The sequence below is a fragment of the Bacillus rhizoplanae genome (assembly GCF_917563915.1).
Classification (GTDB): domain Bacteria; phylum Bacillota; class Bacilli; order Bacillales; family Bacillaceae_G; genus Bacillus_A; species Bacillus_A rhizoplanae.
On sequence record NZ_CAKJTI010000019.1, the window covers coordinates 21,353 to 42,093 of the forward strand.

Annotated in this window: 28 protein-coding genes and 2 pseudogenes; 23 read left to right on the plus strand and 7 right to left on the minus strand. The window is 37.2% G+C overall.

Features of this window, described 5'->3' with window-relative positions:
• Positions 1 to 7: 7 nt before the first annotated feature.
• Positions 8 to 592: a DNA polymerase III subunit delta gene (locus LRP84_RS15745; protein ID WP_230575992.1), complete on the plus strand. Its 585-nt coding sequence runs from the start codon at positions 8 to 10 to the stop codon at positions 590 to 592.
• Between the two features lie 35 nt (positions 593 to 627).
• On the opposite strand, the gene LRP84_RS15750 is transcribed toward LRP84_RS15745, so the two are convergent.
• On the minus strand, positions 628 to 1,017 hold the full coding sequence (locus LRP84_RS15750; protein ID WP_230575947.1) for a rhodanese-like domain-containing protein: 390 nt from the start codon (positions 1,015 to 1,017) through the stop codon (positions 628 to 630).
• Between the two features lie 168 nt (positions 1,018 to 1,185).
• Here LRP84_RS15750 and LRP84_RS15755 point away from each other — a divergent pair, with 168 nt between their 5' ends.
• Positions 1,186 to 2,022, plus strand: a complete 837-nt coding sequence (locus LRP84_RS15755) for a lipoate--protein ligase family protein (RefSeq protein WP_230575948.1) — start codon at positions 1,186 to 1,188, stop codon at positions 2,020 to 2,022.
• 28 nt (positions 2,023 to 2,050) lie between these two features.
• Here LRP84_RS15755 and LRP84_RS15760 read toward each other — a convergent pair whose 3' ends face one another.
• Positions 2,051 to 2,893, minus strand: coding sequence for a hypothetical protein (locus LRP84_RS15760; RefSeq protein ID WP_230575949.1), 843 nt, complete (start codon positions 2,891 to 2,893; stop codon positions 2,051 to 2,053).
• 571 nt (positions 2,894 to 3,464) lie between these two features.
• Between LRP84_RS15760 and LRP84_RS15765 the strand changes: the two are divergent.
• Positions 3,465 to 3,662, plus strand: a pseudogene (locus tag LRP84_RS15765) (spore photoproduct lyase family protein); the annotation flags it as partial.
• A 183-nt stretch (positions 3,663 to 3,845) separates the two neighbouring features.
• Here the strand turns inward: LRP84_RS15765 and LRP84_RS15770 are convergent.
• Positions 3,846 to 4,706, minus strand: a complete 861-nt coding sequence (locus tag LRP84_RS15770) for an RNA-guided endonuclease InsQ/TnpB family protein (RefSeq protein WP_230575950.1) — start codon at positions 4,704 to 4,706, stop codon at positions 3,846 to 3,848.
• 240 nt (positions 4,707 to 4,946) lie between these two features.
• Between LRP84_RS15770 and LRP84_RS15775 the strand changes: the two are divergent.
• The 3 genes and pseudogenes from LRP84_RS15775 to LRP84_RS15785 form a co-directional block, all read left to right on the plus strand.
• A pseudogene (locus LRP84_RS15775) lies at positions 4,947 to 5,039 on the plus strand (spore photoproduct lyase family protein); the annotation flags it as partial.
• 207 nt (positions 5,040 to 5,246) lie between these two features.
• Entirely contained in the window at positions 5,247 to 5,675 is a 429-nt protein-coding gene (gene mntR, locus LRP84_RS15780) for a transcriptional regulator MntR (protein WP_230575951.1), read from the plus strand.
• A gap of 105 nt (positions 5,676 to 5,780) precedes the next feature.
• Positions 5,781 to 6,437, plus strand: coding sequence for an HAD family hydrolase (locus tag LRP84_RS15785; RefSeq protein ID WP_230575952.1), 657 nt, complete (start codon positions 5,781 to 5,783; stop codon positions 6,435 to 6,437).
• 16 nt (positions 6,438 to 6,453) lie between these two features.
• On the opposite strand, the gene LRP84_RS15790 is transcribed toward LRP84_RS15785, so the two are convergent.
• A complete protein-coding gene (locus LRP84_RS15790) occupies positions 6,454 to 6,858 on the minus strand; it encodes an SA1362 family protein (RefSeq protein ID WP_230575953.1) in 405 nt (134 codons plus the stop codon).
• An 81-nt stretch (positions 6,859 to 6,939) separates the two neighbouring features.
• A complete protein-coding gene (locus tag LRP84_RS15795; protein WP_230575954.1) occupies positions 6,940 to 7,863 on the minus strand; it encodes a DUF1385 domain-containing protein in 924 nt (307 codons plus the stop codon).
• A gap of 238 nt (positions 7,864 to 8,101) precedes the next feature.
• Between LRP84_RS15795 and LRP84_RS15800 the strand changes: the two genes are divergently transcribed.
• Genes LRP84_RS15800 through efp form a run of 4 tightly spaced genes read left to right on the plus strand, consistent with a single transcriptional unit; the run spans position 8,102 to position 10,723 of the window.
• Positions 8,102 to 8,587: a YqhR family membrane protein gene (locus tag LRP84_RS15800; protein WP_230575955.1), complete on the plus strand. Its 486-nt coding sequence runs from the start codon at positions 8,102 to 8,104 to the stop codon at positions 8,585 to 8,587.
• Positions 8,588 to 8,639: 52 nt separating this feature from the next.
• Complete coding sequence (gene aroQ / locus LRP84_RS15805; protein ID WP_230575956.1) at positions 8,640 to 9,080, plus strand: type II 3-dehydroquinate dehydratase; 441 nt, start codon at positions 8,640 to 8,642, stop codon at positions 9,078 to 9,080.
• Positions 9,081 to 9,083: 3 nt separating this feature from the next.
• A complete protein-coding gene (pepQ, locus tag LRP84_RS15810; RefSeq protein WP_230575957.1) occupies positions 9,084 to 10,145 on the plus strand; it encodes a Xaa-Pro dipeptidase in 1,062 nt (353 codons plus the stop codon).
• A gap of 20 nt (positions 10,146 to 10,165) precedes the next feature.
• The gene (gene efp / locus LRP84_RS15815; RefSeq protein WP_230575958.1) at positions 10,166 to 10,723 is read left to right on the plus strand and encodes an elongation factor P; all 558 of its coding nucleotides are present in this window, start codon (positions 10,166 to 10,168) and stop codon (positions 10,721 to 10,723) included.
• Between the two features lie 191 nt (positions 10,724 to 10,914).
• On the opposite strand, the gene LRP84_RS15820 is transcribed toward efp, so the two are convergent.
• Positions 10,915 to 11,235 (minus strand): hypothetical protein, encoded by a 321-nt coding sequence (locus LRP84_RS15820; protein ID WP_230575959.1) that lies wholly within the window; start codon positions 11,233 to 11,235, stop codon positions 10,915 to 10,917.
• Positions 11,236 to 11,438: 203 nt separating this feature from the next.
• On the opposite strand from LRP84_RS15820, the gene LRP84_RS15825 reads away from it, so the two are divergent.
• From LRP84_RS15825 to LRP84_RS15865, 9 genes are read left to right on the plus strand one after another with little or no spacing between them, the layout of a single operon-like run.
• Positions 11,439 to 11,720, plus strand: a complete 282-nt coding sequence (locus tag LRP84_RS15825; protein WP_154712110.1) for a YqhV family protein — start codon at positions 11,439 to 11,441, stop codon at positions 11,718 to 11,720.
• A 21-nt stretch (positions 11,721 to 11,741) separates the two neighbouring features.
• Positions 11,742 to 12,665 carry a stage III sporulation protein AA gene (gene spoIIIAA, locus LRP84_RS15830; RefSeq protein WP_230575960.1) on the plus strand — a complete coding sequence of 308 codons (924 nt, stop codon included), beginning with the start codon at positions 11,742 to 11,744 and terminating at the stop codon, positions 12,663 to 12,665.
• The gene (spoIIIAB, locus tag LRP84_RS15835) at positions 12,662 to 13,177 is read left to right on the plus strand and encodes a stage III sporulation protein SpoIIIAB (RefSeq protein WP_230575961.1); all 516 of its coding nucleotides are present in this window, start codon (positions 12,662 to 12,664) and stop codon (positions 13,175 to 13,177) included. Before spoIIIAA ends, spoIIIAB begins: the two co-directional genes overlap by 4 nt.
• A 12-nt stretch (positions 13,178 to 13,189) precedes the next feature.
• Positions 13,190 to 13,393, plus strand: a complete 204-nt coding sequence (gene spoIIIAC, locus LRP84_RS15840; RefSeq protein ID WP_020061584.1) for a stage III sporulation protein AC — start codon at positions 13,190 to 13,192, stop codon at positions 13,391 to 13,393.
• Between the two features lie 9 nt (positions 13,394 to 13,402).
• Positions 13,403 to 13,801, plus strand: a complete 399-nt coding sequence (spoIIIAD, locus tag LRP84_RS15845; RefSeq protein ID WP_230575993.1) for a stage III sporulation protein AD — start codon at positions 13,403 to 13,405, stop codon at positions 13,799 to 13,801.
• Between the two features lie 11 nt (positions 13,802 to 13,812).
• Positions 13,813 to 14,985 carry a stage III sporulation protein AE gene (spoIIIAE, locus tag LRP84_RS15850; RefSeq protein ID WP_230575994.1) on the plus strand — a complete coding sequence of 391 codons (1,173 nt, stop codon included), beginning with the start codon at positions 13,813 to 13,815 and terminating at the stop codon, positions 14,983 to 14,985.
• A 12-nt stretch (positions 14,986 to 14,997) separates the two neighbouring features.
• Complete coding sequence (gene spoIIIAF / locus LRP84_RS15855) at positions 14,998 to 15,627, plus strand: stage III sporulation protein AF (protein WP_230575962.1); 630 nt, start codon at positions 14,998 to 15,000, stop codon at positions 15,625 to 15,627.
• On the plus strand, positions 15,620 to 16,264 hold the full coding sequence (spoIIIAG, locus tag LRP84_RS15860; protein WP_230575963.1) for a stage III sporulation protein AG: 645 nt from the start codon (positions 15,620 to 15,622) through the stop codon (positions 16,262 to 16,264). Before spoIIIAF ends, spoIIIAG begins: the two co-directional genes overlap by 8 nt.
• Before the next feature lie 12 nt (positions 16,265 to 16,276).
• Positions 16,277 to 16,819, plus strand: coding sequence for a SpoIIIAH-like family protein (locus tag LRP84_RS15865; protein WP_230575964.1), 543 nt, complete (start codon positions 16,277 to 16,279; stop codon positions 16,817 to 16,819).
• Positions 16,820 to 17,043: 224 nt separating this feature from the next.
• Here the strand turns inward: LRP84_RS15865 and LRP84_RS15870 are convergent, their stop codons facing one another.
• The gene (locus tag LRP84_RS15870; protein WP_230575965.1) at positions 17,044 to 17,187 is read right to left on the minus strand and encodes a DNA recombination protein RecO; all 144 of its coding nucleotides are present in this window, start codon (positions 17,185 to 17,187) and stop codon (positions 17,044 to 17,046) included.
• Positions 17,188 to 17,645: 458 nt separating this feature from the next.
• Here LRP84_RS15870 and accB point away from each other — a divergent pair, with 458 nt between their 5' ends.
• The 4 genes from accB (at position 17,646) to nusB (ending at position 20,645) form a co-directional block, all read left to right on the plus strand.
• Positions 17,646 to 18,128: an acetyl-CoA carboxylase biotin carboxyl carrier protein gene (accB, locus tag LRP84_RS15875; RefSeq protein WP_230575966.1), complete on the plus strand. Its 483-nt coding sequence runs from the start codon at positions 17,646 to 17,648 to the stop codon at positions 18,126 to 18,128.
• 17 nt (positions 18,129 to 18,145) lie between these two features.
• Positions 18,146 to 19,498, plus strand: coding sequence for an acetyl-CoA carboxylase biotin carboxylase subunit (gene accC / locus LRP84_RS15880; RefSeq protein WP_230575967.1), 1,353 nt, complete (start codon positions 18,146 to 18,148; stop codon positions 19,496 to 19,498).
• 22 nt (positions 19,499 to 19,520) lie between these two features.
• Positions 19,521 to 19,913 carry an Asp23/Gls24 family envelope stress response protein gene (locus LRP84_RS15885; protein WP_230575968.1) on the plus strand — a complete coding sequence of 131 codons (393 nt, stop codon included), beginning with the start codon at positions 19,521 to 19,523 and terminating at the stop codon, positions 19,911 to 19,913.
• Positions 19,914 to 20,261: 348 nt separating this feature from the next.
• On the plus strand, positions 20,262 to 20,645 hold the full coding sequence (gene nusB, locus LRP84_RS15890) for a transcription antitermination factor NusB (RefSeq protein ID WP_230575969.1): 384 nt from the start codon (positions 20,262 to 20,264) through the stop codon (positions 20,643 to 20,645).
• Positions 20,646 to 20,741 lie beyond the last annotated feature (96 nt).

Here is a 20,741-nt window from a genome sequence, read left to right on the forward strand (position 1 = left end):
AAAGAGAATGTTGAGAAAGGGCGGATACACATTGAAAAAACGGATGATATGTTTCGTGTTTTCTAGTATGGTGCTAACTGCATGTTCTTTTCAACAAACGATGATTGAGGAAAGAAATTTTGCAGCAAGTTTAGAGGCAAGTGAAGATATGATGTCTGATCCAGTATCGGTACAAGCTGTAAAAAACGTTCTCCCGTTTTCGTTTCAAACACCATCATATTTACCGTATGAGTCAAAAGATAACCCAAAAGCAGTAGTTCGAAAAATGGGAGATAAGCGAATTGCTCTTGGTATTAAATATGAACGACGTGAAAAAAGCATGAAAGATTATATTGAATTAACAGTTGCCAATTTTTCGTATAATTTTCCTTTTATTGTAGAGCAAAATCATTTTCAGGAGCAAGTAAAGCTTGCAAATGGTATAACAGCTTATTTTAAAAATGGTGACGGAGAAATGGATGGAGAAGACATTGCGACGCTCACTTGGAAAGAAGAGAAAGTAGAATACCAGTTGCTCTACCGAAATGTGCGTGATCAAGGTAGTGAAGATGTAAAGAAAAATTTAATGTATATCGCTAGTAAAATGGAATGAAATAGCTAGCTTGTGATAAACAAGCTAGCTATTTATTATGAATCCTTCTTTTTCACTTTACCAGACCAAGTTTTAAAGCCGCCTCGCAATTGATAAAATTCTTTGTAACCATGCTTCTTTAAAAACTGTGCTGCGCGGCCTGTTCGGAAACCGTTTTGGCAATACATATAAATCGGTTGATCAGTACGAAGTTCTTTGTAACGAAGACGTATTTGTGAAATCGGGATATTGCGCGCTCCTAAAATATGACCAGCATTATATTCGTCCGCTTCACGAACATCGATAAGTTGTGCTTTACGATATCCAGCGCGAAATTCTTCTTCTGGAAGTGTTTTAACTAATTTTTTCTGATAGAAATACATCCATACAGAGTAGCCGATGAATCCTACGGTTATGGCTAGTAAAATAATAACATTTGTTGACACGATTGTATCGCTCCCTTTTTTCTTATCCTACTTTCAATATTATAATGCCCATATGTATTTATGCAACAAGTTCATTTTGTATTAGAAGAAATTTCGTATTCTTTCACAAATTTTGTCGAATTTGATAGACTAGAGAATGTGAGAAAAATTAGTTATATGAGGTGTGGGATGGAAAAGGAAAAATGGTGTTATATAAATTCTGGTAAATGCTCTCCGGCGTTTAATATGGCGTTAGATGAATGTTTATTAAATTGGCAAAGTGAAAAGAAAATGCCTCCAACAATTCGTTTTTATGAGTGGGAAGTTCCGACGTTAACAGTGGGGTATTTCCAACGTGCTTCAAAAGAAATTGATATGGATGCAGTGAATAGAAATGGTTTTGGCTTTGTACGCCGTCAAACGGGTGGCCGGGGCGTTCTTCATGATAATGAATTAACCTATAGTGTAATTGTATCTGAAGATCATCCAAGCATGCCTAAAACAGTGACGGAAGCATATCGCGTCATTTCACAAGGTTTGTTAGATGGATTTAAAGGACTAGGTTTAGAAGCATATTTTGCAGTACCAAAAACAGCGGAGGAGCGCGATAATTTGAAAAATCCGCGTTCAGCAGTTTGTTTTGATGCTCCGTCATGGTATGAGATCGTTGTAGAAGGGCGCAAAATTGCTGGAAGTGCACAAACGCGTCAAAAGGGAGTTATTTTACAGCACGGCTCAATTCCGTTAGAAATTGACCTAGATACGCTGTATGATTTGTTTCTGTTTTCAAATGAACGTGTGAAAGAACGTATGAAAAAAATGTTCTCTTCAAAAGCAATCGCAATTAATGAATTAACAGATCGTACATTTACAATTCAACAACTTATCGATGCATTTCAGATTGGATTCGAGAAAGGGTTAAATGTTGAACTTGTTCCGTATCAGTTAACAGCAGAACAACTGCATGAAGTTGAAACATTAGCAAAAGAAAAATATGAAAGTGACGAATGGAATTATAAAAAATAAGGAGATGGGTGAACCATCTCCTTATTTTTTATAATAAGTTCAATACTTTTTCTACTTTAATGCCCTTTTGCTTTAGTGAACGTAAACGGTTTACAACATCCATAATTTCTGCATCAAATGCTACCGATATTCCTTGTTTTTGTAATTCATTTTTTAAATTTTCGATAGAATCGTCTACATCCACACCAAGTTCGTAATCTTGACATACATCCACAGCTTGTTTTACAAGACGAACATATTTTTCTTGTAATTCAGAGTTTGGTTGATTTGTTACAGGTTGTTTAACTGGAACTACTGGTTGTACTGGAGTTGACACAGTTGCTTTTTTTTGCACTGTAGTTGGTACAGTTACTTCTTTTTGTACAGGCGTTGGTGCAGATTTGACTACTGGTTCTGGACGCGCTGGCTTTGGAATTGATGTTGGAGTAGGTGCAACATTTACAACTGATTTTGTTACAGGTGTCACTTCTTTTGAAGTTTCAACTGCTGTCTCTTTGTTTGGAGTTTCGACAACTGATAGTGTATTGTCTTCTAGTTCTGTCGTTTCTTCTTTCGTTCCTTTACTCCACATGACGCGTTCGATCTGCAGTGAAACATTGTTTTTGTTCATTGCGCTTAATGTCACTTTACCAACTTCAGCATTGCCAGTAAAATCGACAATTTTATAAATAACGCTCTTGTTCCAATCTACGTTTCCGCTCAAAAATAATTCTTCGTTACATTTCGGCGTTAAGCCCTCGATTTTAATTTCTGCGTTTACACCGTTTTCACTATATACCATAATTAGCGAAGCATTTACATCTTCGTCTGCTAACATTAGCTCACGTACCATTTTGCCGGTGCGTACTTGCGTTTTCTTCTTAAGTGACATCAAATTTCCCCTCTCAAAAATTCAGTAATAATAAAAAAATCGTATAACGAAAAATAATTGCTCACGAAGAAATATGATACCGATAATAAAAGCATCCCGTCAACAATTTACTTTAATTATTTTGTATTTTTCTTTTTTGTTTATGTTATTTTTCTTTTTGTAAATTTAGACAAACGAAAAACAGCCCTGAAAAGAGCTGTTAAAACCTTGAGGTTTTAAATAAAAATTTATATAAAACGTAGAAGAAAAGGGCTAATACGGCACCTTGCCATATCGTTAAGTGATAGGATAGATACTCTTTTTAAAAATTGAATATTTAAGAATACAGATGAGTAAAAGTGGAAAAGTTTGAACCGCGTTTTCATCTAGTCTTTCGCTCATACTAAGAAAAGAAGGTGGAGATTACTCTGGAACCATTTATCCCGCTATTCGCGGGCAGTAAGACCCCCACCTCAAGCTTGAGAGAGAAGCGAGGAAGATAGGTGGGGGATAACTGCCCGTAAAAGCCCGATTGGTTCAACTAACCATCAGTGGGGGATGAAAAAACCCCCACTGATGGAAGTTTCACTTTATGCCAAAGCTTGTATATTTTGAAACACAAGCATTAGAATATCCACTTGGAAAAGAATTGTATGGGAAGTTTACAAATATGGGGTTAGAAATACGTGAAACAACATCGCACAATCAAATTCGAGATTTACCAGAAGATAATGAATTACAAAAATATCGGTATGCAAAATCAACGCTTGTTGTTGGAATAAGGAGGACGCGTGAATAACCCCTCCTTATCCACCTTCCGGTCTGATTGAAGAAGGGACTTCCCGCTTCATAGACTGTTGCATAGTGGGGTGTCCCACTGCGTCTTACACAGTCTCCACAGGCGAAGATTATACTGTTCGGACATAACCCTGCCCTACAGTTTGTAGACTTTAGTTTGTGGCAAACAATTCTTCTAATCCTTTTTGTAAGCAAGCATGTTTCGAATGTTTAGATTTTCTACAACGATAACGGAATACTCTTTCGCTAGATTGTAACTGAGTTTATGAAGAAAATCTCTGCGCTGGTTCGCTACTTTTTCATGTAGCTTGCGAACAAGCTCGACTTGCTTTATGAAGTTAGCAGAACCTTTTTTCTTCCTAGAAAGTTTTCGCTGTGCTTTCTTTAGTTGTTTTTCTTTTTCACGGAGAAATCTAGGGTTTTCAAACTCTGAACCATTAGAAAGAACGGCATACTTATGTAATCCCACGTCAATTCCTATCGCACAATTGGTATCGATACCAGATGGAACCACTTGTCTTTCGACACAGAAAATAGCGTACCATCTTTTCCCTTGACGTTTGAGAATCAGTTGCTTGATTGTTCCTTCGAGTGGTCTGTGAAGGATGATATCTATTTCTCCCAGCTTTGTATTGTATAATTTACCATTATCAGAAAAAGACATAGCATAGCGATGCTTTCCATTTCGTTTGAACCCAAATTGCGGAAATGTCATACTCGTGTAGTCTTTATACTTTTTCTGTTTTGGATACTTTGCATCTTTACGAAAGAAATTATCAAACGCTTTTTTCAGACGCGCAAAAACTTCTTGTAGCGGCTGAGAAGGCATTTCTTTTAGAAAAGGATACGTATTCTTGTCCAATGTAAGTTGTCTTTGCATATCATAACGATTGTAATTTTCTTTATTTTGCTTATATTTCCGTTCTTTGTCTAGCAAGGCAGAATTATAGGTTTGACGACAATATTGTAGCCAACGGTCTAACACTTCTTTTTGCGCTTCTGTTGGAAAGATTTCATATTTTTGATTCAACAACATTGTCATCACCTCCCATTCGTTTTGTCCTTGTGCTTCGGTATTGTTTTAGAATTTCTAATGGTGCACTGCCTACAGCCAGCAAACAATAACTTTGAGATCAAAAGTATTCTTTCTATAATTTCTGTCTCATTTGAGGAAATTCCTTTTTCATTCCGTTGGCTTACGCCAACCAAAATTCATCCCCTCCCTACTCATTGGGCTTCACCCTTCTTATTCCTTGAGGAAGGGGAATTCTTTTGGAAGTATGTTAAATTTAATACATCTAAGCCGTCTGCTGAATATGCAATTCCGCTTGCAACAGGGTGCATGGGGCATTGTCATTATTGTTATTTATAAACAATCAGAGGTTATATTCATAAATATTTTCCAAATGCTGAAATTCAATATCTTACATGATAGAACCCGCGATATGTATGTGGGTTCTTTTGTGTATTGGGAAAATGGGCTTGTTTCCACCCTTGTCACGATATCCTTTCTGGTGTATCATTTTATTGATTGCTTAGTGCGGAATATATAAACTGAATTGGATGGAGGAAACCGATGCCTACTCCTAGTATGGAAGATTATATTGAACAAATTTATTTGTTAATTGAAGAGAAGGGATATGCCCGTGTATCTGATATTGCCGAAGCGCTTAATGTACATCCATCCTCTGTAACAAAAATGGTACAAAAACTTGATAAAGATGAATATCTAATTTATGAAAAATATAGAGGGCTTGTATTAACATCAAAAGGGAAAAAGATTGGTAAGCGCCTTGTTTATCGTCATGAATTGTTAGAGCAGTTTATGCGTATTATCGGTGTAGATGAAAGTAAGATTTATAATGATGTAGAAGGAATTGAACATCATTTAAGCTGGGAAGCTATCGATCGTATTGGCGATTTAGTGCAGTACTTTGAACAAGATGAGCTTCGCGTTGAGAAGCTTCGTGGTGTTCAAAAGGCAAATGAAGAACAGGCGCAGTAAGAGACGAGAGGGAACTGAGGGTCAGTTTCCTTTTTTGTTTGTAAAAAAGGGAGATTGGTGCACAGCGTAGAATATATATGTTGATTACACGAGTAGGGAGAGAATATGTTGAAAGCGATTGTGTTTGACTTTGATGGACTCATTGTAGATACAGAAACGGTATGGTTTGCAGCATATCAGGAAATTGTACGTGAATACGGAGGAGAATTGCCACTTGAAGAGTTTGCAAAATGTATTGGAACGACAGATGAAGTGTTACATACATTTTTGCAAGGTGAGTTAAAAGAAAAATGGAATAAAGGGCATATAGAAGAAAAAGTAGAAATATTGCATCGTGAAAAAATGAAATTACCTGTGGCTCGTGAAGGGGTAAACGAGTATTTAGAAGAAGCAAAGAAACTCAATTTGAAAATTGGTTTGGCCTCTAGTTCCTCAAGGAAATGGGTGACGAATTTTTTGAAGGAATTGGGATTACAAAAATATTTTGAGGTTATTAAAACGAAAGAAGATGTATTACAAGTAAAACCGGACCCAGCACTATACGTGAGTGCTGTTAATGAACTTGGCGTACATCCTTCTGAAGTAATTGCTTTTGAAGATTCCGTAAATGGAGCAAGGGCTGCAGTTGCAGCCGGGTTAAAATGTGTAATTGTGCCAAATGAGGTGACGAAATCCTTGTCTTTTGAAGCGCATCATTTACGTTTAAACTCTATGAAAGATAAGAATTTAGCAGAGGTTATTGAATTTATTAAGCAAAAGTAAAAAAGACCACGCTTCTCTAAAAGGAAGCGCGGTCTTTCTTTTTGCCTTTTTTTCCTTCAATAACTGTTAAGTGAGATTGCTTTCGTTTTCGTTTTAGGAAGGAAGTATTTCCTTTTTTTCCTTTAGCATCGGAAGCATTTTTCTTTAACAAATTTTTACTTAGGGGTGTTACATTTTGTTTTCCATATTTTCGGTTCGATTGTTTCGCAGCACGTTTGTAGGAAGAGTGTGAGTTATTAGCTGAACCGCTTGAACTCGTAAGCATCTTATAAAGTAAATAAAAGACACCGATAACAATGAGCGCTATTGCAATGTTTTTTACAACTCCCATTGGATTTTCAATTGTGAATGATACAAGGCCAAATACTGCTAACCCAACAATTACAACAAATAGAGCGAACGTAAATGAGCGAGCCTTCATAAGGAACACCTCCTAAAAAGAAAGATATTTTAATTAGTTTATTAACGAAAGGCGAAGGAGTTGAATAATAATATGAAAAAGTTATTGTTGTCTCTCTTCTAGACGCAATAGTTCTTCAAAAGATGCAATTGCTACTTCAACTTGATCATCTGTTGGTTCTTTCGTTGTTAACAGCTGAAGCCATAGACCGGGATATCCTAATGCGCGGAGTACTGGAACGCTTCGTAAGCTGTTTGTAAATTGCAGTACTTCAAATGAAATACCAAGCACTACAGGAATGAGCAAAATACGATTCATAAGACGAATCCAAAGAGGATCTGTTGGAACGAGAAAATATACAAACATCCCAATAATAACAGTAAATAAAATGAAGCTACTACCGCAACGATAATGGAGACGAGTTTGTTTTTGTACGTTTTCTACTGTCAATGGAAGATTATTCTCATAAGCATTAATTACTTTATGTTCCGCCCCGTGATATTGAAATACACGTTTAATAAGTGGAGTCAATGAAACAAAGTAAATGTAGCTAAGTAATAATACAAGCTTAATGATACTTTCGACAATGATTTGCCCAGCATGAGATGGGAAAACGGGTCTTGTCAGTTCTGCTAAAAGTGCAGGAACCGCAGTGAAAATCACTTTTCCAAAGATAAAGGATAAGACCCCGACTGCTGCAACGCTAAGTATCATCGTTAGCTTCGATTGTTCTTCTTTTTTTGGTACGAATTGTTCATCATCTGCAGGATGTACATCAAAGCGTTCTGAAGCGAAGTTTAAATGCTTTGCCCCGTTTGCACTTGCATCAATAATTGCCGCGATGCCGCGTAAAAATGGAATCTTTTTAAACATCGATAACACTTTATTACGAGCACGAGGTAATCGATAAAATTCGATAGATTTATCTTTGCGACGAATCGCTGTAACAGTATATTCTCTACCGCCAAACATAACTCCTTCTACTACTGCTTGACCGCCGTAGATTTGTTTTGTCTTCTCTGTCATGTCAACACCAACCTGTATTTGTTCTCTCTTATCAGAAAAGAGGTAGCGACTCTAGGTGTTGTCATTATATTGTATGACAACACTACAGTTTCCTTTATTTTATCGACAAAAGTGTACTTCTGACAAGAAAAATCAGCAGGTTAGTCAGACATTTCCTATTCTTTTTATAGACAAATTCTGCAGTATTTAAACATGCTTTAAACAAGTTTCGGACATACTAGTAGGCGGAGGTGTGGATGTGAAACAAGAACAATCTGTCACGAAAAAAATAGCCCAAATTGGTGTGTTTGGAGGTTTGTTTTGGGGAGCTGTTTGGTACTTTCTCCATATTTTTTCCTTTACTGATGCGGGTCCAAATTATTTGTTGCTCCCGTTTGCACTTGGAAATTGGAAAGAAGGTGTATGGGGAAACGTAGCGGCAATTGTGTGTATGGGGATTCTTTCAATTGTTGTGGCGTTTGTATATAAGGTAGCTTTGAGTAAGTTTGAAGGCGTGATTCCAGGCATTATATATGGTCTTATTTGGTGGGGAATATTATTTTTTGTAATTGGATCTGTTGCACCTGTCATAAGAAGTGCGTTAGAAATGCCTAGGGCAACAATTGTAACGACAGCATGTATTTTTATTTTATATGGTGTTTTTATTGCATACTCTGTTTCGTTTGAGGTGAATAACGAAAAAGGGATAGGGAATGAGGAAAAGACAAACTATTCAAATAAGTGAGAGGTATGGTAAAATGTTATATAGACATTTTTTTTATTAAGGAGTTAGGTATATGAATAAATTGCTCCTCGTTAACGGGCCTAATTTAAACCGCCTCGGTGTGAGAGAGGTTAATGTATATGGTACGGGAACATTAGCATCGCTAGAAACAGATATGAAACAACAAGCAGAAAATTTGGGAGTGGAGCTAGAGTGTTTCCAATCCAATCATGAAGGTGCCATTATTGATATCATTCATGAGGCTGAGGGTACATATAAAGGAATTATTCTAAATCCAGGAGCATTTACGCATTATAGCTATGCAATTCGTGATGCGATTGCGAGCGTTTCGATTCCTGTTGTTGAGGTGCATATTTCAAATATTCATCAGCGCGAATCGTTTCGTCATGTATCTGTTACGGCACCGGTCACAGCAGGACAAATTGTGGGATTTGGTTTGTACGGCTATCACTTAGCGTTACTTGCATTATTGGAGAAAATCGGGGAGGCATAATCAATGGAGAAACTTACAAAATTAAGAAGTGCATTTGGAGAAGCTGGTATTGATGGCATTTTATTAACGAATCAACATAGCCGTAGATATATGACAAACTTTACAGGAACGGCAGGAGTTGTATTAATTTCAAATGAACGCGCTTTGTTCATTACAGATTTTCGCTACGTTGAACAAGCGCAAAAACAAACGGTTGGCTATGAGATCGTGCAACATACAGGTCCGATTATTGAAGAAGTTGCAAAACAAGTAAAAGACCTAGGAATCCAAAAGCTTGGTTTTGAGCAAGATACCCTTACATACAGCTCTTATGCGGCATATAAAGAAGAAGTTGATGCAGAATTTGTTGCAACTTCTGGTATTGTGGAAAAGTTACGCTTGATTAAGACTGATTCAGAGATTAAGATATTAAAGGAAGCTGCACAGATTGCAGATGCTGCCTTTGAACATATTCTATCATTTATTCGCCCGGGAGTATCTGAGATTGAAGTGTCAAATGAACTTGAATTTTTCATGAGAAAGCAAGGAGCAACTTCTTCTTCGTTTGATATTATTGTTGCTTCGGGACTTCGTTCAGCATTGCCGCACGGCGTGGCATCTGAAAAATTGATAGAAAATGGAGATTTTGTTACATTAGACTTCGGTGCTTACTATAAAGGATATTGCTCTGATATTACTCGTACAATTGCAGTAGGTGAGCCGTCCGACAAATTAAAGGAAATTTATAATATCGTATTAGAAGCGCAGCTGCGCGGTGTAAACGGCATTAAAGTTGGTTTAACTGGCCGTGAAGCTGATGCGTTAACACGTGACTACATAACTGAAAAAGGATACGGTGAGTATTTTGGGCATTCTACAGGTCATGGAATTGGTCTTGAAATTCATGAGGGACCAAGTTTGGCATTCCGCTCTGAAACGGTACTTGAGCCAGGAATGGTTGTGACTGTAGAACCTGGAATTTATATTCCAAATGTAGGCGGAGTTCGTATTGAGGATGATATTATAGTAACAGCTGAAGGTAATGAAGTGTTAACTAAATCTCCGAAAGAACTCATTATTTTGTAATACACAGGAGGATTTTTTGCATGATTTCAGTAAACGATTTTCGTACAGGTTTAACAATTGCGGTGGACAATAGCCTATGGCAGGTTATAGATTTCCAACACGTAAAACCAGGTAAAGGTGCAGCGTTCGTTCGTTCTAAACTACGTAACCTTCGTACAGGTTCTGTTCAAGAAAAAACATTCCGTGCTGGTGAAAAAGTAGAAAAAGCACATATCGAAAACCGTCGTATGCAATATTTATATGCAAGCGGTGAAGCGCATGTATTCATGGATAATGGAACATACGAGCAAATCGAACTTGCTGACAAGCAAATCGAGCACGAATTAAAATTCTTGAAAGAAAACATGGAAGTATCAATCATGACATATCAAGGCGAAGTACTTGGTGTGGAACTTCCAAACACTGTTGAGTTAAAAGTTGCTGAAACAGAACCAGGTATTAAAGGTGACACAGCTTCTAACGTAACAAAACCAGCTACATTAGAAACTGGTCTAGTTGTACAAGTACCAATCTTCATTAATGAAGGTGAAATGCTTATTATCAACACAGGAGAATCAAAATACGTTTCTCGTGCGTAATTGAAAGAGGCACTCGTGGGTCATCCATGAGTGCCTCTTTTTATCCCGCATTAACGGGCAGTAAGACCCCCACCTCAAGATTCAGAGAGAAGCAAAGAAGATAGGTGGGGGATAACTGCCCGTAAAAGCCCGATTGGTTCAACTAACCGTCAGTGGGGATGAATAAAACCCCCACTGACGGAAGTTTCACTTTATGTGAAATAAGGTATGTAGTAAATGACGGTAATAATAAGACTAATCGTAAGCAGAAGGAGGGTTCCAATCATATAGGGATTCATACGAACTTGAAAAGGTGTTACTTCCCCGGTATCAACTCCTGTCCAGCTTTTTGTGATAGCACGCTCCATATTGGCGTTGCGATTCATATTTAAAAGCAATAGCCAAGTGATACTGAAAATGGCTAAACTCCCTAAAAAGAAAATTTCTATAAATGACCAATCAATAAGTTTTGTAAATAAGAAAATAGCAACTACTTCTACTGAGATAGTAAGAATAATTTTAGAAACTTTCATACTTTTCTCCCTTTTTTTTTCAGTATACCATAAATTAACAGAAAATTCTATTTATTTACGTTTGATAATTAAAAAATTACTTTTCTACTTCTGAAATAGACAACCCTTGCATATGGTTGTACAAACGTACTCTTTCATCTTGTTTCAGCAGGATATATGTATGCTGTTAGAACGGTGTAAGGATAACGAGAGAAGGTGAGAGGATGAAACAGTGGCTAGCGGCATTTGAAACGTCTGTGCTCGTGATGGCGCTTCTTAGGCTCTTCTCGGGAAGCATGGAGATTTTCGCCGCTTTGCTTATGTTGTATTTCAATGATGTAAAAAAAGCATTGTTCGTAAATGGCATGCTTGCATTTGTTGGACCGACTGTTTTAATTGTGACGATGTCAGTTGGAATTGCGAGTGTTACGAACGAAATTTCATTTTTGAAACTATTTTTTCTGGTGCTTGGGATTAGTTGTATTTTTATTGCAGTACTGAAATAGCGATGTGATGGGGAGAGAGCTATGAAAGAAGTATTAGAGATGTTGCCAAAGCAAATCGAACGTTTTATACAAGACTGCAAAGAATATGACACATTAGAAGAAATACGGATTCGGATTGGTCGGCCGCTTGAATGTATTGCGCGCGGGGAAGCGCATTTTTATAACTATATCGTGACGGTAGAAGACGCGGCATATTTACTGAATAAATTGAGTCAATATTCACTTTATACGATGGAAGAAGAGCTGAAGCGAGGGTATGTCACGCTGCGTGGGGGGCACCGGGTTGGCTTAGCAGGAAAGGTAATTATGGAAAAGAGTGCAGTGAAAATGATTCGAGATGTGGCGTCATTTAATATTCGAATTGCTCGGCAGAAAATGGGGATTGCCGAGCCTCTCTTACCGTATTTATACGAGAAGCGTTGGCTAAATACGATGATTATTGGTCCGCCGCAAACAGGGAAAACAACATTATTGCGTGATGTAGCGCGCTGTATGAGTGCCGGTGTTCCAGGGCAACATGTTCCTTCTTGTAAAGTTGGTATCGTAGATGAAAGATCAGAAATTGCTGGATGTGTGAAAGGTGTTCCGCAATATGAGTTTGGAACAAGATTAGATGTGCTAGATGCATGCCCAAAAGCAGAAGGTATGATGATGATGATTCGTTCCATGAGTCCCGATATATTAATCGTTGACGAAATTGGCCGGCAAGAGGATAGCGAAGCGATTATGGAAGCTGTTCATGCTGGTGTTCAATTGTTTATTAGTGCACATGGATTTGGATACGAAGACATACTGAAACGACCTTCGCTGCGAAAAATCATAGAGCTGGGCGTGTTTGAACGTTTTATTGAACTTTCAAAAATAAAAGGACCAGGAACTATTATGAACATGAAAGATGGTAACGGAAGGCCAATGCGCCGAGGTGAGAAGGTGCTGAGCGTATGATTAAATTCTTTGGCGCTGCACTTATTGTTGCGGTATCAACGTTTTTTGGTTTTTCACATGCGAAAAAATATAGTGAGCGCCCTCGTCAACTGCGATTGTTAAAGGCTGCCCTGCAATCGTTAGAAGCGGAAATTATGTATGGACATACTCCGTTATCTGAGGCAGCTGCACGCCTTGTGAAACAAATGCCAAAGCCTTTGAACTGGTTTTTTCATAGCTTCCATGAGCGATTACAAATGGGAGAGCAAACTGTGCGGGAAGCATGGATGGATAGCTTACAAGAAAATTGGAAACTCACAGCACTGAAGCAAACAGAATATGAAATTTTACAGCAATTTGGAGAAACGTTAGGACAACACGATCGCGAATCACAGCAAAAGCATATTCGTTTATGTATTACACATCTAGAGAGAGAAGAAGGCGAAGCAAAGGAAATGCAAATCCAGTACGAAAAAATGCTGAAAAGTTTAGGGGTATTAGCAGGATTACTTATCGTTATTTTATTGTTGTAAGGGGGAATGGTAATGTCGATCGATGTTGGATTAATCTTTCAAATTGCAGGTATTGGTATTATTTTAGCTTTCATTCATACTGTGCTGAAAGAACTAAAGCGAGAAGATATTGCCAATTGGGTTATTCTCGTTGGTTTTGTTGTTATTTTATTCCAGGTTGCGTTTTTAATTAACAATTTGTTTGACAAGATTAAAAGCGTCTTTCTCTTTCAGTAAAGGGGGGCGATTCGAATCGAAATATTACAAATTGTAGGACTTGGGCTTGTGGCGACTTTTTTGGCGGCAGTATTGAATCAGCATAAATCGAGTATAACTTCATTGTTTGTTGTATTTGTCAGTAGCGTTATGTTTTTACTTGTAATCGATCAAATTCACTCCATTTTAACGATGATTGAACGTATTGCAAATGAAGCGAAAGTGAGCAATGTGTATGTGGAAACGCTGCTGAAAATTATTGGAATTGCTTATATTGCAGAATTTGGCGCACAAATTACGAAAGATGCAGGACAAGGAGCGATTGCTTCAAAAATCGAATTAGCAGGGAAAATTTTAATTTTAGTGATGGCGATTCCAATATTAACGGTTGTAATTGAAACAATTCTCGGTTTTTTGCCAACCGGATAAAGGAGGGATGAATCGTGCGATCGTTTGGAATAAAGCTTTTGTTTGCTTTTTTCCTCTTTTTTTCTTTACCAATTATTGTACAAGCTTCTCCCTTAGAACAAAATGTTGTGGATGAACAGCTAGGAAAGCTTGGAATAGAAGATGTAAAGAAATATTGGGATGACCTTGTTGTAAAGTACGGGGGATATTTGCCGGAAAGCCAAAAGGGAAGTTTTATGGAGTTTGTAAAAGGAGAAAAAATTTTTTCAATTAAAGAGTGGATGATAGGATTACTAAAATATTTATTTCATGAATTACTGGCTAATGGAAAGCTACTTGGGACACTGATTATGCTTACTATTTTTAGTGCACTTCTTCAATCGCTTCAATCTGCTTTTGAAAAAAGCAGTATTGGGAAAATAGCAGATGCTGTTGTATATATGGTACTTATCGTTTTTGCTTTAAATAGTTTTTACGTTGTAATGACATATGCAAGAGACACCATTCAAACAATGATAGATTTTATTTTAGCGCTCCTCCCTATTTTGTTGGCACTCATTGCTACTGGAGGCGGTGTTGTATCTGTTTCCTTCTTTCATCCAATTATTGTTTTTCTTATGAATACGAGCGGGATGCTCATGAATTTCATTGTTTTACCGCTTCTTCTGCTTGCAACGATTTTAAGTATTGTAAGTACAATGAGTGATCAATATAAAGTTACAAAATTGTCCAAGCTGCTGCAAAATGTTAGCGTTAGCATCATTGGGATTTTCTTAACAATCTTTCTCGGGGTGCTCTCTGTACAAGGAACGGCAACAGCAGTTGCGGATGGCATTGCTGTTAAAACAGCAAAATTTGTAACAGGAAACTTTATTCCAGTTGTGGGGCGAATGTTTACCGAAGCGGCAGATACAGTACTTAGTGCATCTGCATTATTAAAAAATACAATTGGAATTGTTGGGATGGTTATTTTATTACTTATCGTTGCTTTTCCTGCTATTCAAATTTTTTGCATTGCTTTCATTTATAAGTTTGCAGCAGCGGTGTTGCAACCTGTTGGTGGAGGAACGATTATCCAATGCCTGGATATTATCGGGAGAAGCATTATATACGTGTTTGCTTGTTTGGCTATTGTATCGTTTATGTTTTTTTTAAGTATCACTATTATTATCGCAGCTGGAAATATTACGTTAATGATGCGTTAGGGGGTGATCAGGTTGCAATTTGTAGTAGAGTGGATTCGGAATATTATTGTGTTTCTACTATTAGCGACGATGCTTCATATGTTACTTCCTAATTCAAATTTACAAAAGTATGTCAAATTTGTTGTTAGTTTGCTTCTAGTTGTTTTAATCTTAACGCCCTTATTTAAATTGCTACAAACAGACGTTCAAGATGTAATTGCAAACGTTAGTCAAGATAAGTATGTGGCAAACGGATTAATAGAAAATCAAATTGATACAAAGAAAAAAGAAATACAAGCTTCACAACGTGCATATATTTTAGAACAGATGGCTGTCCAAATGAAAAAACAAGTTGGGAAAGAACTGGAAGAGCAATATGGCATGGCCGTTATGAGTTTGCAGATAAAAGTACCAGAAGAGAAAAAGGAAGTGAAGTCTCAGCAAGATATTCAGTCTGTTGTTGTAACGCTTCAACAAAAGGAACGCAATCGAGAAGGAGCTATTGAAACAATTCAAAAGGTAGAAATTAATTCGAAGGAACCTCGAAAGACATCAGAACAAAACACAGCCGAAATGAAACAATTCTTCTCAACCAAATGGCAATTAGAAGAGAACAAAATTAAAGTTCAGATGGAAGGGGGGACAGGAGAAGCAAATGAATAACAAATTTCAATTTCTTCGTAATCTTTTTAAAGGAAATGAAAAAGATGAGAAAGAGAAAAAAATAACATCAAAGTTTTTAATCATTTTACTCATACTTGGTATGCTCCTTATGTTTTCTGGCAATCTATTTCAAGCGAAAAAACCAGAAGTGCCAGTTCTCAAATCGCAAACAGGACAAGAGCAAGTAAAAGATGTCCCGACGTTTGGACAAAAAGGCAGTGATAACAAATCTATCATTGACAAATATGAAAAAGAATATGAACAACAATTAAAAGAAGCGCTAGAAAGTATTACAGGTGTAAGAGATGTATCAATTACAGTCAATCTTGATTCATCTGAAGAAAAAATACTCGACAAAAATACGGTGAAGCGATCGCAAAGCACAGATGAAACAGATAAAGAAGGTGGAACACGAAAAGTTGAAGATGAGTCTACTGATGATAAAACGGTAATTATACGTGAAGGGGATAAAGAAACTCCTATTGTACTCAAAACAGAGAAACCGAAAGTTCGCGGTGTTCTTGTTGTTGCAAAAGGAGTGGATAATATACAAGTAAAACAAATGGTGAGAGAGGCTGTTACTCGTATGCTTGATGTCCCAAGCCACCGTGTATCTGTCTTGCCAAAAAAGAATTAGGGAGGAAATAAAGTGCTAAAAAAACAAACAGTTTGGTTATTAACGATGTTAAGTTTAGTTGTTGTTCTTTCGGTATATTATGTAATGACGCCAGATAATAAAAGTAAGGTTGTTACAACATCTCTTGAAGAAGTAACGAAAGAGAAGCAAGGATCTGAAAAAGAAACAAGTAAAAAAGAAGGGAATGTATCTAGTCATTCTGCTAGTGATGATAGTTTCACAGCACTACGTTTAAAAATGGAGGATCAGCGCAGTGAAATGAAAGAAAAATTGCAAGATGTAATGAACTCAACAAACGCTTCTGCTGAAGAGAGAAGTAAAGCAAAAGATGAATTTAATGCATTAAGTGATTTAGCAGCCAAAGAAACGTTATTAGAAACATTAATTAAAACAGAAGGTGGCTATAAAGACGCACTTGTACGTGCAGATGGAAATGACATTAAAGTAACAGTGCAAGCAGCGAAGCTCTCTGCAAAAGAAGCAAATAAAATTATGCAGCTTGTAAAAAGTGAAACGGGCTTAATGGCAGATGTTCGATTTGAAATAGCAAAGTAAAAAGCTATCGATTTTTCGATAGCTTTTTTTGTTTACTAGAAGTTAGTCTAGCAATCGTAGTTCAGTTTTTTTTCCTTTTATCCCGCATTAACGGACAGTAAGACCCCCACCTCAAGATTCAGAGACAAGCGAAGAAGATAGGCGGGGGATAACTGTCCGTAAAAGCCCGATTGGTTCAACTAACCATCAGTGGGAGATGAAGAACCCCCCCACTGATGGAAGTTTCACTTTATAGGAGAAATTCGTTGTGAGCAAAAAATCATCGGTTCTTGATGAAGGTGATTACTTTGTCCGCATTTCATTTGAATAGCGAGAGCTACATCCCAAATAATAACAGTTGGTAGAAAGAGAATAAGCCAAATGTTCACGTTTCCACACGTCACTGTATATGATTCTACTTTGACGATACTTCTTTTATATGAAGGGGATATGAAGAGGAGGTAAATAAACTTTGAATATTTAGTAAAAAATATATAAACTTACATAATAAGGAAGGATACGTTGTTTTTTCAGAAGTGGTCTTGCCAATTTTGAGTGAAACTTGGTATTATTACTAGGTGATAAAATATACCATACTGTTATTTTCACAGAAGATTTTATTTATCATAAAGAAAAATAAATTGGAATGTTGAAAATATTTATCGTAAGATGGATATAGTATGAAACTTCATAGTATTTTTTTATTAAGAGTATGTGAAGTAATTTATTATTGGCTGTTATAGCAGGATTTAGTGAAACTTTCATCAGTGGCGTTTATGACTGATGGTTTGTAGAAGCAGCTGAGCTGTTGCAGCATGACAAACAAGTATATAGGAGTGGATTTTACATGTTTAAAATTCAGGAAGTTCGTGAATTGATTAAGTTGATTGATGATTCTAATATTGATGAATTTGAATACAAAAAAGATGGTACTACAATTAAGATGAAAAAGCGTGGCAATGAAGTAGTTGCTGTGCAATCTGCTCCTGCAGCGCAGAAACCTGTACAAGCTATAGCAACAGAAGTGGTTGCTGCGCCAGCTCAAGCTGAAACGCCAAAACAAGAGGAAAAACCAGCAGTACAAGAGGAAAACTTACAAAAGATTACTTCTCCAATGGTTGGAACGTTCTATGGATCTCCATCACCAGATACGCCTGCATATGTAAATGTAGGAGATCGCGTATCAGAAGGGAAAATTGTTTGTATTGTAGAGGCAATGAAACTCTTTAATGAAATTGAAGCAGAAGTAAATGGAGAAATCGTTGAAATCCTTGTGAATAACGGTCAGCTTGTTGAATATGGACAACCGCTATTTCTTGTAAAAGCATAATAAGGGAGTCTTGAATTATGATTAAAAAAGTATTAATTGCGAACCGCGGGGAAATTGCTGTACGAATTATTCGTGCTTGTAAAGAAATGAATATTGAAACAGTTGCGATTTATTCTGAGGCAGATAAAGAAGCGCTTCATGTACAAGTGGCAGATGAAGCATACTGCGTTGGTCCAACTGTATCAAAGGAGAGCTATTTAAACTTAACGAACATTATTAGTGTTGCGAAATTAACAGGCTGTGATGCAATTCACCCTGGATATGGATTTTTAGCAGAAAATGCTGATTTTGCAGAGCTTTGTCGTGAATGTAATTTGATTTTTATTGGTCCAAGTCCAGAAGCTATTTCAAAAATGGGCACAAAAGACGTTGCACGTGATACAATGAAAGAAGCAGGGGTTCCGATTGTACCGGGTTCACAAGGAATCATTAAAAATATCGAAGAAGCTGTAGCACTCGCAGAGAAAATTGGATATCCTGTTATTATTAAAGCAACAGCGGGCGGCGGCGGCAAGGGTATTCGCGTTGCACGCACTGAAGAAGAGCTTGTGAAAGGGATTCAAATTACACAGCAAGAGGCAAGTACCGCTTTTGGAAACCCTGGTGTATATTTAGAAAAGTACATTGAAGATTTCCGTCATGTTGAAATTCAAGTGATGGCAGATAATCATGGTAATGTCATTCATTTAGGAGAGCGTGATTGTACAATTCAGCGTCGTTTGCAAAAGCTGTTAGAAGAGTCGCCTTCTCCAGCTTTAGATGCTACCGTTCGTCAACAAATGGGAGAAGCAGCAGTAAAAGCAGCGGCAGCAGTAGATTATACAGGTGCTGGCACAGTTGAATTTATTTACGAATATAAAACGAAAAGTTTCTATTTTATGGAAATGAATACGCGGATTCAAGTCGAACATCCTGTAACTGAAATGGTAACGGGAGTAGATCTTATTAAAGAGCAGATTCGTGTTGCGTCAGGAGAGCAGTTATCGCTGCAGCAAGAAGAAGTACAATTTAACGGTTGGGCAATTGAGTGTCGAATTAATGCGGAAAACCCTGCCAAAAACTTTATGCCATCTCCAGGAAAGGTAGAAATGTATTTACCACCAGGAGGATTTGGTATTCGCGTCGATTCAGCTGTATATCCTGGATATACGATTCCACCTTATTACGATTCGATGGTTGCAAAGCTTATTGTTTACGGAAAAACACGTGAAGAAGCAATTGCAAAAATGAAGCGAGCGCTAAGTGAATTCGTCATTGAAGGTGTACATACGACGATTCCGTTTCATTTACAACTTCTTGACCATCCTGAGTTTGTACAAGGTGAATTTAACACTAAGTTTCTAGAACAGCATGATTTAACGGCGCACTGATACATTTAAAGGAGGTTTTTTCATGGCTGAACATATGTTAGACATGGGGCAAGACACAACTCTTGGTAAAGTAGAAATCGCACCGGAAGTAATTGAAGTAATTGCAGGTATTGCTGCTTCTGAAGTAGAAGGTGTAGCGGCAATGCGTGGTAATTTTGCAACAGATGTTGTTGAGAAGTTAGGGAAGAAAAATCACGGAAAGGGCGTAAAAGTAGAGTTAGCAAACGATGACATTATCGTTGATGTTTATGTATTAATGTATTTTGGTGTAGCAATTCCAGTTGTTGCACAAAACATTCAAGATAATATTCGTCAAGCGCTTCTTACAATGACAGGCCTTGAACCGAAAGAAGTAAACGTGCATATCGTTGGTGTAACATTTGAGACACCAAAGACAGAAATTGAGCCAGTATAATACTAAAAAAAGGTGCCTCGTTATACAGGCACCTTTTTTTATCGTTTTGTATACCTCTATTCAAGTTCCGGAAACGTTATATTATTCAAAAAAATGAAAAATATATAAGGGTAAATACGTATTTTTGAAAAAAACGTACATTGTGGTATGATATGGAACTTGGAGTTAATCTTTTTATTATTTTTCCATTAGGGAACTCGTGTATGAAACGATAAATTGTGGTATTATCATTGTATTATAAGGTTGAACACTCAGCGGAAATTATAAAGAGTAAGTAATTCGACGGCTTATAAATTATAATAATATAACAAAACATAAGGAAGACTTGAAGTATAAAGGAGAGTTATAATGAAACGTAGGACGGCTAGAGAAAGAGCAATGCAAGCACTCTATCAAATGGATATTACCGGAGAATATAATCCGAAAGCTGCAGTAGAAAATACACTTGAAGAAGGCGAAAGTACAAATGAATTTTTAGAAACACTTGTCTTCGGGTGTGTAGAGCATAAAGAAGTGATCGATGAGCTTATTCGTCAAAATTTAAAAAAGTGGAAATTAGAGCGCATTAGCATTGTTGATCGCAGTATTTTACGACTTGCTGTGTATGAAATAAAATATATGGAAGATATTCCGCATAGCGTATCTATTAACGAGGCAATTGAAATTGCAAAAGCATATGGGGACGAGGAATCTCGTCGTTTTATTAACGGCGTTTTATCTAGTATAAAGTAAACTCTCATCTGCGGGGAGCTTTCCCCCACACAGATGGTTAGTTGAATCAATCGGGCGCATGCCAGCAGTTATTCCCCATCTATCTTTGTTGTTTCT

Excerpts from the sequence above, each read along its gene's own strand:
- LRP84_RS15745 (WP_230575992.1), top strand. The coding sequence starts at position 8 with ATGTTGAGAAAGGGCGGATACACATTGAAAAAACGGATGATATGTTTC.
- LRP84_RS15755 (WP_230575948.1), top strand. The coding sequence starts at position 1,186 with ATGGAAAAGGAAAAATGGTGTTATATAAATTCTGGTAAATGCTCTCCG.
- LRP84_RS15760 (WP_230575949.1), bottom strand. The coding sequence starts at position 2,893 with ATGTCACTTAAGAAGAAAACGCAAGTACGCACCGGCAAAATGGTACGT.
- LRP84_RS15770 (WP_230575950.1), bottom strand. The coding sequence starts at position 4,706 with ATGTTGTTGAATCAAAAATATGAAATCTTTCCAACAGAAGCGCAAAAA.
- mntR (WP_230575951.1), top strand. The coding sequence starts at position 5,247 with ATGCCTACTCCTAGTATGGAAGATTATATTGAACAAATTTATTTGTTA.
- LRP84_RS15785 (WP_230575952.1), top strand. The coding sequence starts at position 5,781 with ATGTTGAAAGCGATTGTGTTTGACTTTGATGGACTCATTGTAGATACA.
- LRP84_RS15790 (WP_230575953.1), bottom strand. The coding sequence starts at position 6,858 with ATGAAGGCTCGCTCATTTACGTTCGCTCTATTTGTTGTAATTGTTGGG.
- LRP84_RS15795 (WP_230575954.1), bottom strand. The coding sequence starts at position 7,863 with ATGACAGAGAAGACAAAACAAATCTACGGCGGTCAAGCAGTAGTAGAA.
- aroQ (WP_230575956.1), top strand. The coding sequence starts at position 8,640 with ATGAATAAATTGCTCCTCGTTAACGGGCCTAATTTAAACCGCCTCGGT.
- pepQ (WP_230575957.1), top strand. The coding sequence starts at position 9,084 with ATGGAGAAACTTACAAAATTAAGAAGTGCATTTGGAGAAGCTGGTATT.
- efp (WP_230575958.1), top strand. The coding sequence starts at position 10,166 with ATGATTTCAGTAAACGATTTTCGTACAGGTTTAACAATTGCGGTGGAC.
- LRP84_RS15820 (WP_230575959.1), bottom strand. The coding sequence starts at position 11,235 with ATGAAAGTTTCTAAAATTATTCTTACTATCTCAGTAGAAGTAGTTGCT.
- LRP84_RS15825 (WP_154712110.1), top strand. The coding sequence starts at position 11,439 with ATGAAACAGTGGCTAGCGGCATTTGAAACGTCTGTGCTCGTGATGGCG.
- spoIIIAA (WP_230575960.1), top strand. The coding sequence starts at position 11,742 with ATGAAAGAAGTATTAGAGATGTTGCCAAAGCAAATCGAACGTTTTATA.
- spoIIIAB (WP_230575961.1), top strand. The coding sequence starts at position 12,662 with ATGATTAAATTCTTTGGCGCTGCACTTATTGTTGCGGTATCAACGTTT.
- spoIIIAC (WP_020061584.1), top strand. The coding sequence starts at position 13,190 with ATGTCGATCGATGTTGGATTAATCTTTCAAATTGCAGGTATTGGTATT.
- spoIIIAG (WP_230575963.1), top strand. The coding sequence starts at position 15,620 with ATGAATAACAAATTTCAATTTCTTCGTAATCTTTTTAAAGGAAATGAA.
- accB (WP_230575966.1), top strand. The coding sequence starts at position 17,646 with ATGTTTAAAATTCAGGAAGTTCGTGAATTGATTAAGTTGATTGATGAT.
- accC (WP_230575967.1), top strand. The coding sequence starts at position 18,146 with ATGATTAAAAAAGTATTAATTGCGAACCGCGGGGAAATTGCTGTACGA.
- LRP84_RS15885 (WP_230575968.1), top strand. The coding sequence starts at position 19,521 with ATGGCTGAACATATGTTAGACATGGGGCAAGACACAACTCTTGGTAAA.
- nusB (WP_230575969.1), top strand. The coding sequence starts at position 20,262 with ATGAAACGTAGGACGGCTAGAGAAAGAGCAATGCAAGCACTCTATCAA.